8 protein-coding genes are annotated in these 6233 nt (G+C 38.1%); 3 read left to right on the top strand and 5 right to left on the bottom strand.

The window, feature by feature from the left end:
• Positions 1 to 16: 16 nt before the first annotated feature.
• Positions 17 to 781: a polysaccharide deacetylase family sporulation protein PdaB gene (gene pdaB / locus CEQ83_RS00795; protein ID WP_028412720.1), complete on the top strand. Its 765-nt coding sequence runs from the start codon at positions 17 to 19 to the stop codon at positions 779 to 781.
• A 44-nt stretch (positions 782 to 825) separates the two neighbouring features.
• Here the strand turns inward: pdaB and CEQ83_RS00790 are convergent, their stop codons facing one another.
• Positions 826 to 1446, bottom strand: coding sequence for a KinB-signaling pathway activation protein (locus CEQ83_RS00790; protein WP_028412721.1), 621 nt, complete (start codon positions 1444 to 1446; stop codon positions 826 to 828).
• A gap of 145 nt (positions 1447 to 1591) precedes the next feature.
• Here CEQ83_RS00790 and gerD point away from each other — a divergent pair, with 145 nt between their 5' ends.
• Together gerD and CEQ83_RS00780 are read left to right on the top strand one after the other, a co-directional pair.
• Positions 1592 to 2221, top strand: a complete 630-nt coding sequence (gene gerD / locus CEQ83_RS00785; protein WP_033580786.1) for a spore germination lipoprotein GerD — start codon at positions 1592 to 1594, stop codon at positions 2219 to 2221.
• A 187-nt stretch (positions 2222 to 2408) separates the two neighbouring features.
• Positions 2409 to 3317: a LysR family transcriptional regulator gene (locus tag CEQ83_RS00780; RefSeq protein WP_014462003.1), complete on the top strand. Its 909-nt coding sequence runs from the start codon at positions 2409 to 2411 to the stop codon at positions 3315 to 3317.
• 38 nt (positions 3318 to 3355) lie between these two features.
• On the opposite strand, the gene CEQ83_RS00775 is transcribed toward CEQ83_RS00780, so the two are convergent.
• The 4 genes from CEQ83_RS00775 to rpsI form a co-directional block, all read right to left on the bottom strand.
• Positions 3356 to 4429, bottom strand: coding sequence for a P-loop NTPase (locus tag CEQ83_RS00775; protein WP_098113325.1), 1074 nt, complete (start codon positions 4427 to 4429; stop codon positions 3356 to 3358).
• Between the two features lie 90 nt (positions 4430 to 4519).
• Positions 4520 to 5227, bottom strand: coding sequence for an N-acetylmuramoyl-L-alanine amidase CwlD (cwlD, locus tag CEQ83_RS00770; protein WP_014462005.1), 708 nt, complete (start codon positions 5225 to 5227; stop codon positions 4520 to 4522).
• A 70-nt stretch (positions 5228 to 5297) separates the two neighbouring features.
• Positions 5298 to 5720 carry a DUF2521 family protein gene (locus CEQ83_RS00765; protein WP_049162662.1) on the bottom strand — a complete coding sequence of 141 codons (423 nt, stop codon included), beginning with the start codon at positions 5718 to 5720 and terminating at the stop codon, positions 5298 to 5300.
• A 111-nt stretch (positions 5721 to 5831) separates the two neighbouring features.
• Positions 5832 to 6224 carry a 30S ribosomal protein S9 gene (gene rpsI / locus CEQ83_RS00760; protein WP_013054959.1) on the bottom strand — a complete coding sequence of 131 codons (393 nt, stop codon included), beginning with the start codon at positions 6222 to 6224 and terminating at the stop codon, positions 5832 to 5834.
• Between the last annotated feature and the right edge of the window lie 9 nt (positions 6225 to 6233).

Here is a 6233-nt window from a genome sequence, read left to right as displayed (position 1 = left end):
TAAATGAGGTGACAAAATGAATATGTTTTATACTATTCGAGCCAAAAGAATCAAACAGACCATGCTTATCGTAGTTGCTGCGTTTTTTACAAGTTTTTTTCTCTATGCTCAGCAGACGTTTCACTTTCCCGTGTTTTCAACGGATAACGGTCCAAGAGCTGTTTATAAGGCGGATGATAAAAATCCGGAAGTTGCTCTGACCTTTAACATCAGCTGGGGAGATGAAAGAGCTATTCCCATTCTGAATGAACTAAAAAGACAGCATATTGAACATGCTACTTTCTTTTTATCTGCTTCATGGGCTGAACGTCACCCAGATATTGTAGAGCGCATTAAGAAAGAAGGTCACGAAATTGGCACAATGGGCTATGACTATACTTCTTATACAAGCCTAAAACCTAATGAGATTAGACAGGATCTTGCAAAATCAAAGAAAGTCTTTGATTCTCTAGGCCTTAAAGATGTTCACCTTCTTCGTCCTCCTAACGGGCAATTTAATAAAGACATCTTAAAATTAACAGCAGATATAGGATATACTACTGTTCACTGGAGCATTGATTCTAAAGACTGGACAAATCCAGGGGTTGAAAAAATTGTCTCGAATGTTACAAAGCCTTTAGACGGGGGAGATATTATATTGCTGCACGCGTCTGACTCCGCTCAACAAACAGCAAAGGCTATTCCATATATCAAGAATTCATTACAAAATAAAAAAGTCTCAAACGTAAGTATTTCAACATTAATTTCAAATTCAAAAACCCAAGTAAAAGATATCCGCTAAGATTTATTCCCACTGTATATGGAAAGCAAAAGCAGACAAATATACTATTTGTCTGCTTTTGCTATTCTTGCGTGCGTAAGAAGTTTCGGCAAAATAAGAAGTTGATACATATTACAAATTAGAAGTGGAAACAACATAAGGTAAAGCCAGCTTTCTTCATTCGTTCGCAGCGCTGGGAACCATTCAATTGTCGTTACAACAATCATAAAAAACAGCGCTGGTACAAAAGCCTCTTTATTCGTCTGCTTTTTCTTTGCATACGCCACTAACAACCCCACCGCTAACAAGAAAACGCTTAACAAAATATACTTACCTATGCCTTCTCCCGCTTGTTGAAAGAACTTATATCGAAAATAAGCAACGTCAAATAATACAAATAAAACAAATACAATTTGAACCGATTTCCAAAGAGATGCAGATTTAAAAATTCCCAACCCAAATCGGTGAATAGTTAAATATGCAAAGAACCCCATTTGGCTAATTAAACTAAAAATAAACCCTACGCCTACGAGCCATGTTAAAACAGCAACAATTTCTCCTATCTTTCCTTGTTGAAATAAGTGACCGTATTCCCCCCAGCGCACCGCAAACCCAACAACAGCTGTACTTATACCCCCAACAGCTAACGTGGTTAGAAATAGACGAACCCAATTTCGACTATTCACTTCCATCTCCCCCATAAGTTACAAAATTGTACCTTTTCATAAATTGTACCAATCACGTTTTGAAAAATCTAGAGCTCTTTTATGAATAAAAAACCTTGATTATCTCATATTAAGCGTAAGCATATTAGGAAAGGAGCTCATTACTATGAAAAAGCGACTCATGCTCCTCATTTATATAGGAATGTGTATGCTTTTAGCTACAGCCTGTGCACCGCAAGATGAAGAGAACAATGGTATGGATTATGATCAAACAAAGAAAATGGTTGTTGATATTTTAAAAACAGATGAAGGAAAAAAAGCAGTCGAGGCAATTATGAAAGACCCTTCTGTTAGACAAGATATTTTAATGGATCAAAACGCGATAAAAGATACAATTTCTCAAACCTTAGTATCAGATAAGGGCGTGGAATTTTGGAAAAAAGCCATGGATGATCCGAAGTTTGCTGAAAGCTTTGCTAAAAGTTTGGAAAAAGAAAATAAGACGGTCATCAAACAACTAATGAAAGATCCTGAATATCAAGGAATGCTTCAAGATGTTTTAAAGGATCCGGCTATGGAAAAAGAAGTACTGACTGTTTTAAAGAGTAAAGAATATCGCACTTATTTACAAAAGATTATGACCGAAACGTTTGATAGCCCTCTTTATCAATCTAAAATTCAAGACATTCTTTTGAAAGCCGCTGAAGAAACACAAGGTGGACAAAAACAAAGCAGCGACGATGGCGGTTCTTCTTCCGCTGGATCTGACTCAGGGGGAGAACAGCAACAGCAGTGATTAAATACGCATCTCACATGAGATGCGTATTTAATTGTGTCATTTATTTTTATTAAAAAACCTAAATGACTTCTTTATATTTTTTAATACTTAGTATTTTTATTGGAATTGTAAACTTTAATTCTTAGCTTTATGGTAAAATATTAGAAATTAACACAATCGTTTTATAGCAAAAGGAGGGAATTCGATGGAATTTCGCGTTATTAAAACGTTTCAAACCATTGTTCGTTTAGGAAGCTTTCAATTAGCCGCTGAATATTTAAAGTACTCTCAGCCTACCATTACACTGCACATTCAAAAGTTAGAATCCGAACTAGGATTTAAGCTTTTAGAACGAGGAAAAAGCATTAAACTTACTGAAGCAGGTAAAATCTTTTACGAACGGGCAAATATTTTACTAAAGGAATATGAATATCTAAATAATACCTTAAAGGATTATTCAACAGGCGAAGCTGGCACGATCCGTATAGGTGCTGCAGAGCCTACAGCAAGCAGTCGACTGCCTTCCATTCTCTCATTATTTAAAAAAAGATATCCCAACACAGAAATTAGCTTACTCGTTGCAGACGAAAAGCACCTTCATCAACATATACGCAATCAAGAAATTGATTTCGCGATTGGCACTGTCTCGGAATCATTCAGAGATATAGAGTTTGAGGCATTGCTAACGGAAAAACTTGTGCTGCTACTACCATTCAATCATGCGCTAACAAAAAGAAAAACAATCTTTGCAAAAGATTTAATACACGAAACGCTGATTACAGCTGGGCAATCTTCCGTTCAAAAGAAAATTGAGCAGCTAATCTTTGAACGAACAGGACAGCTGCCTGCTAAAGTCCAGTTAGGCACTATTAGCACACTTCAGCATTTTGTAAAAGAAAACTTAGGAATAGCCGTTGTTCCACAAATAAGCGCAACTCTTCCGCCGGATCAAGTGGTGGTTAAAACGATTCATGACTTACATGAGGGGCCTGCAATCGGCATTTTAAAGCACCAGTCTCACACCGTAAGTACAGCTGGAAAAACATTTTTAGCTCTCTTAAAACAAAACCTCGCATTTGATTTAAAAAAGACACAGATTGAACTCTCTGTATAATAATAAAAAGCACGCGCTCGAACAGCGCGTGCTTTTTATTATTTTCCTGTTGCTGCTTTTTCATTTTCGCAAATAAATGCAATCTTGCTTGCAATCTCTCCATATATTTGACCTAAACGATGCGATTCGTCGTAAATGGAAGGTGCAAAATCTTCTTCATTCCAATCAGGCTGACTTAACGGAAGCTGTCCTAACAGCTCTGTCTGAAGTTCCTCAGCCAGTTTTGGACCCCCGCCTTTACCAAATACATACTCTTTTTCCCCTGTTAGCTGGCTTTCAAAGTAAGCCATATTTTCTACAACTCCAATGACCTCATGATCGGTTTTCAAAGCCATAGCACCCGCTCTAGCTGCAACAAATGCCGCTGTAGGATGTGGTGTTGTAATAATCACTTCTTTACAAGCAGGAAGCATGGAGTGAACGTCTAATGCGACATCACCTGTTCCTGGAGGTAAGTCTAGTAAAAGATAATCTAATTCTCCCCATTCAACTTCTGTAAAGAAGCTCGTCAACATTTTTCCGAGCATAGGTCCTCGCCAGATAACAGGTGAATTATCTTCTACAAAGAAGCCCATGGAAATAACTTTTACTCCGAAACGATCAACTGGAATAATCTTTTCACCTTCTACTACAGGACGTTGTGTGATTCCCATCATGTCTGGGACGCTGAATCCATAAATGTCAGCATCAATTAAACCAACTTTTTTTCCTAAACGAGCTAGAGAAACGGCTAAGTTAACAGAGACTGTTGATTTACCAACGCCTCCTTTACCGCTGGCAATAGCAATAAATTCAGGTGCATTCAGACTAGTTAGTAAGTTTCCAGTATTCGGCTGCTCAGCGCGGTACTGCTGAAGTTCCTCAGGCGTAAACTCAACAAATCGCAGTCCAACCGACTGTACACCTGCTTTTTTTAATTCTTCTACAATTGTGCCTTGCAGGCTCAACTGTTCACTCGTACCTGTTTTTGCAACAGCAATCTTCAGGCTTATATGCTGTTTTTCAGCTTTGATTGTTATTTCTTTAATCGCATCTGTTTCTGATAGTTTTTTATTTAAAAATGGATCTGTAATTTCCCCTACTACTTCTTTTACTTGCTTTTCCGTTAGCATACTCCCACCACCATGTTAAAATCTATTTATTTATACTATCAAGTATATCATACATATTAGATTTTTCTGAATAGAAGGGTGCTATGCTTTTTATTTAGGCTTTTCTCCAGTAAAATACCGGCTGACTCCTTCATAAATGGATTCAGCTAACTTTTTTTGATAGCGTTTCGATTGAAGCATTTTACGTTCTGTAGGATTTGACAAGAATCCTACTTCAACCAAAGCACCGGGTGGCTTAGAATGCTTAAGAAGGTAAAGAGTTTGAATAGCTTTTGCTTCACGGGTCGTATTGTCCAGATTATTTCTTAGCTCTTGTTGAATGAGTTTGGCCACTTGCTCGTTTTCTTTTAGGGATCCGTAATAGAAAGTTTGAGCCCCTCTCCACGCAGAGGATGGAATAGCATTCAAGTGAATACTTAAGTACAAATCAGCGTTGGATTTATTAATCATCGTTAAGCGATTTTTTAAGTCTTCTACTTTTCTGCGACTGTATCCTCTTGTATCTTTGGCCGCTAGGTCTTCGTCTTTTTCTCTCGTCATAATAACAAGTGCCCCTTGCTCTTGCAGATAGTCTCGAAGCATTAACGAAATTTTAAGAGTTATTTCTTTTTCAAGCACCTCATCCTCTCCTACCGCTCCTCCATCAACACCGCCATGTCCAGGATCTAGTACAATAACTTTCCCGCTAAGAGGAAGTGAAAGCGAACCGGATGATGTTCTATGATCTATTTGATATTGTACAATGACAAAAAGAACAAGAAGCGCTATAATTGTGCTCATTATTTTTACTTTAGACATTTTATCCCTTCCCTTCTTGCCTCACCTATTTATTTCTATATGGGACAAGAACGGGAATTATGAGTACTTTTTAATGCAAACGTAAACGGCGTCTTTTTTCTGCGGTTCGATAACCTTCTTTCCACCAGTCTTGCACATATCCTTGACACAAATAATACAGACCATCTTGATAAAGATCTGTTACAGACATGCTGACGGCTCCGTACAATGTATCAATTAAAAGAGACTCTTCTTGCTTACTGTGCTTCTGAACATCTTCGTAGCCTTTACCACGTTTACTCAACCGGGCACCTAATAAAAATGATTCGATAGCAATGTCAAGACAGTACTCCTCCACATGTTCGTCTCCTAGCATATTCCACTGAAACATTGGATGAAAATAACGGCGCAGCCTCTCTTGAAGCAAATCAAACGATAGTTCCCTTAGGACTTTGCGTTCATATTTCATTTCTTTTTCATAACGTTTTTCTTTTAAATATGTAACCTCGTTCACGATAACGCCTCCCTTTTTTACATATTGTCTGCACAAGCCTTCGTCTCATACGCAAACAACAAATAAAAAAAGCCTTGGTCCAAAGACCAAGGCTTGAAACGTAATATAAAATTAACGTTTTGAGAATTGTGGTGCACGACGAGCGCCTTTAAGACCGTATTTTTTACGTTCTTTCGCACGAGCGTCACGAGTTAATAGACCAGCACGTTTTAATGTTCCACGGTATTCAGGGTCTGCTTCTAATAAAGCACGAGAGATTCCGTGACGAATAGCGCCAGCTTGACCTGCATAACCTCCACCATTAACGTTTACAAATACGTCATAGTTACCTACAGTTTCAGTTAAAGCAAGTGGTTGTTTTACTACTTCACGTAGTGCAGCAAATGGAATGTATTCTTCGATTTCACGACCGTTGATTGTTACGCGACCGTTACCTGGTACTAAACGTACACGAGCAACAGAGCTTTTACGACGACCAGTTCCGTAATATTGTACCTGTGCCAAGATAATAAC

It is taken from the genome of Priestia megaterium (assembly GCF_009497655.1).
In the GTDB taxonomy this organism is placed as follows: Bacteria; Bacillota; Bacilli; order Bacillales; family Bacillaceae_H; genus Priestia; species Priestia zanthoxyli.
This window is presented reverse-complemented; position numbering and strand designations above follow the sequence as displayed.

Excerpts from the sequence above, each read along its gene's own strand:
- pdaB (WP_028412720.1), top strand. The coding sequence starts at position 17 with ATGAATATGTTTTATACTATTCGAGCCAAAAGAATCAAACAGACCATG.
- gerD (WP_033580786.1), top strand. The coding sequence starts at position 1,592 with ATGAAAAAGCGACTCATGCTCCTCATTTATATAGGAATGTGTATGCTT.
- CEQ83_RS00780 (WP_014462003.1), top strand. The coding sequence starts at position 2,409 with ATGGAATTTCGCGTTATTAAAACGTTTCAAACCATTGTTCGTTTAGGA.
- CEQ83_RS00775 (WP_098113325.1), bottom strand. The coding sequence starts at position 4,429 with ATGCTAACGGAAAAGCAAGTAAAAGAAGTAGTAGGGGAAATTACAGAT.
- cwlD (WP_014462005.1), bottom strand. The coding sequence starts at position 5,227 with ATGTCTAAAGTAAAAATAATGAGCACAATTATAGCGCTTCTTGTTCTT.